Here is a 3353-nt window from a genome sequence, read left to right on the forward strand (position 1 = left end):
TGATGGGATGGACTCCCCCGTTGTTTTGCGCAACAGTTGCGTACTGGTCTTCATTGGCGTGGGGAACAGTTCTTTCAACGTAAGGAGTCCGACATGAATGCTACTACCGTTGCAGTTGATCTTGCTAAATCCGTTTTCCAACTTGCCGTTGCCGATGACCAATGGCATGTGGTTGAAACTCAGCGCCTCACCCGGACACAGTTTGAACGCTGGTTTGCTAACCGGGATGTATCCCTGGTCATCATGGAAGCCTGTGGCTCTGCCCACCACTGGGGTCGCTGGCTCAACGGCCTAGGCATCCAAGTTCGGCTGCTGCCTGCCCAGTACATCCGCGCCTACGTCAAACGCAACAAGACCGATGCCGCAGATGCTGCCGCATTGCTTGAAGCGGCACGTGCCTCTGACATGCGCCCGGTGCGCGTCAAGTCGGTGGAGCAGCAAGCCTTGCAAGGCTTGCATCGCATCCGCAGTCTTTGGATGGGAACCCGCACTTCCCGCATCAATGCCCTGCGTGGGTTCTGCCGGGAGTTTGGCATTGCCATTCCTGTGGGCGCTCGCACCGGCATTGAAACAATCAGTCGGGTGCTGGCCGACCCCAACACGGTCGTGCCAGATTTGATTCGAGGTACGGCCAAACTGCTGGTTGAAGAGATCCGCCTGCTTGAAGGGCGCATTGCCCAATTGGAGCGTGAACTTGCAGCGTTGACCAAGTTGAGTCCGGCTTGCACCACCTTGCTGTCAATTCCTGGAATTGGCTTGCTGACGGCGACCGCGATGGTGGCGGCAACTTCGGGCGATGTCAGCCACTTCAAGGATGCGCGGCATTTCTCCAGTTGGTTTGGCCTGACACCCAAGGAGTACAGCTCGGGCAACACCAGATACCTGGGGCACATCTCCAAGAAGGGGGACCGCTACTTGCGCATGTTGCTCACCCATGGTGCCAGGAGTGTGCTGCGCTCCTCCAAGGTAGCGCAAGACGCCGGGCGCGAGGTCTGCGGGGTGCGCCGCTGGGCCTTGGATGTGCAAGGCCGCTCAAACCACAACAAGGCGGCCTGTGCGCTGGCCAACAAGCTGGCCAGGATTTGTTATGCCACGCTCAGAGATAAGAAACCGTTTGGCGAAGACCAGCGAATGAACAAGAAAATCAACAGGGAGAGTTTTGTGATGCCAGCTTGATTGCCAACATCCAAAACAGCCGTTATCAAAAAGAAGTTGAACACCCATCCACGCTTGCGACGAGATTGATCGACCATCATGGCCAACCGGGTTCACCCCACACTGACAGACGCCGATAACCCTTCTGGCAGCTTGCCTGCCGCTTGTAACGATTGGCGCATCGGTGACGCAGATTCCATGTCGGCACGGACCACAACAGAGTCCACCGTAGATGCCGGATATACGACTGCAGGCGCATCCCAAACAGCCAAACTATCGCTCAGCCTCTTGTACTTGTGGGGGAGTCCATATACGTAGGGTTAGAGCGTTTTAGCAAGGCCCATACTCCAGCGCATAAAAAAACTGCTTGAAATACGCCGCTATGCTCTCGGGCGGCGCAGGATAAAACGGGGCAGACAAAGACTCCATCAAAACATACGTGATAAGAACTGCGAAAGGAAAAATGGCGCGCCGTTGCCATGAGCGAAGAAACTTTCCCGGCGCAAGAACTGCTGCCAAAGTTATGAGCACTGTGATGAGCGTAAAGAACTCACGATGCCATGCGTAACCACCGCACGAAAAGAAGCCAAAACAAATGCCGCCAAGGGCTGCAATCAACAAAGCCGCGACGGAAGAGGTATTTCCGATATGTGTGAACAATTTGCTCATACGCTCTAACGTAATGTAGACGACCGCCTATCCTGGCCTAGCCAAGCTAGACGACAAAATAATCTGGAATTCCACCCATTGATGGCGAGGCCCATCAAATGGCTAGACCCGTGCCGCCAACGTTTGCAGTCAATTTCGCAAAAAGTTGAAGTCATTTCCGTCCCTTTGAACCTTGTCGCCTATCCTGGCGAAATTTGGCTAGCGTCTGGTTCGTGTTCCCAGAACTTCGTGTGGTTTGACTATAGCCCACGGGACAACGCATATGGATGACCGCTCCCGCTACAGAGTGGTCACGCGGCACGAAGGCGCGAATGCCCACTTTGGGTCGATTTGAGCCCGTCGCTATGCTCGGTGCAGCCGTTCAAGTGGGCCGCTGGTTGGCGCGTTGTCGAAGGGTCGGAGCCCCTCTTGCGATTTTGCGGATTAAACGGCTGCAATCGGTTGCTCAGTCATGTTCTGTGGTTCAAGACTTTTGGCAACTCTCCCCCCACCAAGCAGCTTGCCCATGCTGATGCGTTTTTCAACGGCATAACCTTGGGCGGCATAAAACCCGACGACACCGGCATTGGATTCGACCACCTGGAGGTTGACTTTCAGGCAGCCGCGCTCGGCCAGGGCCTGTTCGGCGGTCTGTAGCAGGGCCGATCCAATGTCCTGGTGGCGGCAGGACGGGTGAACCGCCACCGAATACAGCCAGCCACGGTGGCCGTCGTAGCCGGCCATGATGGTGCCCACCACTTGCTCGCCTTTTGTCGCGACAAAAAACAGCCCGTCGGCGGCGGCCAGTTTCTGGTCGATGGCCAGCGTCGGGGCGTTGTGGGGCGAGTCATCAGCAAACACCTCGGTCCAGAGCGACACCACCTGCGCCCGGTGCCTGGTGTTGTCAAAAGCGCGCACTTCAAGCCGGGGCGTGGGCGGTGCAGAGGGGGCCAGGTTCGGCGCCTCGGGCTCGCCGCTGCGGATTTCCGCCAGCACCTGCTGCAACAGGGCCAGCCCCTGCTGGACCTCCTCAAGGGTGGTGTTGAGCGCTGGCATGAAGCGCAGGCAATGCGGGCGCGGGGCATTGAGCAACAAGCCATGCGCTCTGGCCCGCTCAACCACCTGCGGTGCCAGGTCCTGCCCAAGTTCAAGTGCCAGCAGCAAGCCGCGTCCGCGTACCTGTCCCAGCCCAAAGCTGTCTGCCAGCGCCGTCAGCCCCTGGGCCAGTTGCGCACCGATGGCGCGGCTGGTCGCCAGAAAATCGGCCGACAGCAGCTCGCGCAGCACCGCCACCCCGGCTGCGCAGGTCAGCGGGTTGCCGCAAAACGTGCCGCCCTGGTCCCCGGCCGTGAAGCAGGAGCAGTGCGCCTTGGCCAGCAGGGCTGACAGCGGCACCCCGCCGCCAAGGCCTTTGCCCAGGGTCATGATGTCGGGCTCGATGCCGTATTGCTCGTAGGCGAACAGGGTGCCGGTTCGCCCGCACCCGGTCTGCACCTCATCCACGATCAACAGCAGCTGATGGGCATCACACAGCGCGCGCAGCCCTTGCA

Annotated in this window: 3 protein-coding genes and 1 pseudogene; 1 reads left to right on the plus strand and 3 read right to left on the minus strand. The window is 58.7% G+C overall.

All coding sequences use genetic code 11. From position 1 onward, the window contains the following. Positions 1-93 precede the first annotated feature (93 nt). Positions 94-1176 carry an IS110 family transposase gene (locus PHQ58_RS23500; protein ID WP_300116338.1) on the plus strand — a complete coding sequence of 361 codons (1083 nt, stop codon included), beginning with the start codon at positions 94-96 and terminating at the stop codon, positions 1174-1176. A 309-nt stretch (positions 1177-1485) separates the two neighbouring features. On the opposite strand, the gene PHQ58_RS23505 is transcribed toward PHQ58_RS23500, so the two are convergent. The 3 genes and pseudogenes from PHQ58_RS23505 to PHQ58_RS23515 form a co-directional block, all read right to left on the minus strand. Next, entirely contained in the window at positions 1486-1824 is a 339-nt protein-coding gene (locus PHQ58_RS23505) for a hypothetical protein (RefSeq protein WP_300116340.1), read from the minus strand. 423 nt (positions 1825-2247) lie between these two features. After that, complete coding sequence (locus PHQ58_RS23510; protein ID WP_300116343.1) at positions 2248-2799, minus strand: GNAT family acetyltransferase; 552 nt, start codon at positions 2797-2799, stop codon at positions 2248-2250. Further along, positions 2785-3353: pseudogene (locus PHQ58_RS23515) on the minus strand (aminotransferase class III-fold pyridoxal phosphate-dependent enzyme); the annotation flags it as partial. The gene PHQ58_RS23510 and the pseudogene PHQ58_RS23515, both read right to left, overlap by 15 nt.

This window comes from Rhodoferax sp., assembly GCF_028688795.1.
In the GTDB taxonomy this organism is placed as follows: Bacteria; Pseudomonadota; Gammaproteobacteria; order Burkholderiales; family Burkholderiaceae_C; genus Rhodoferax.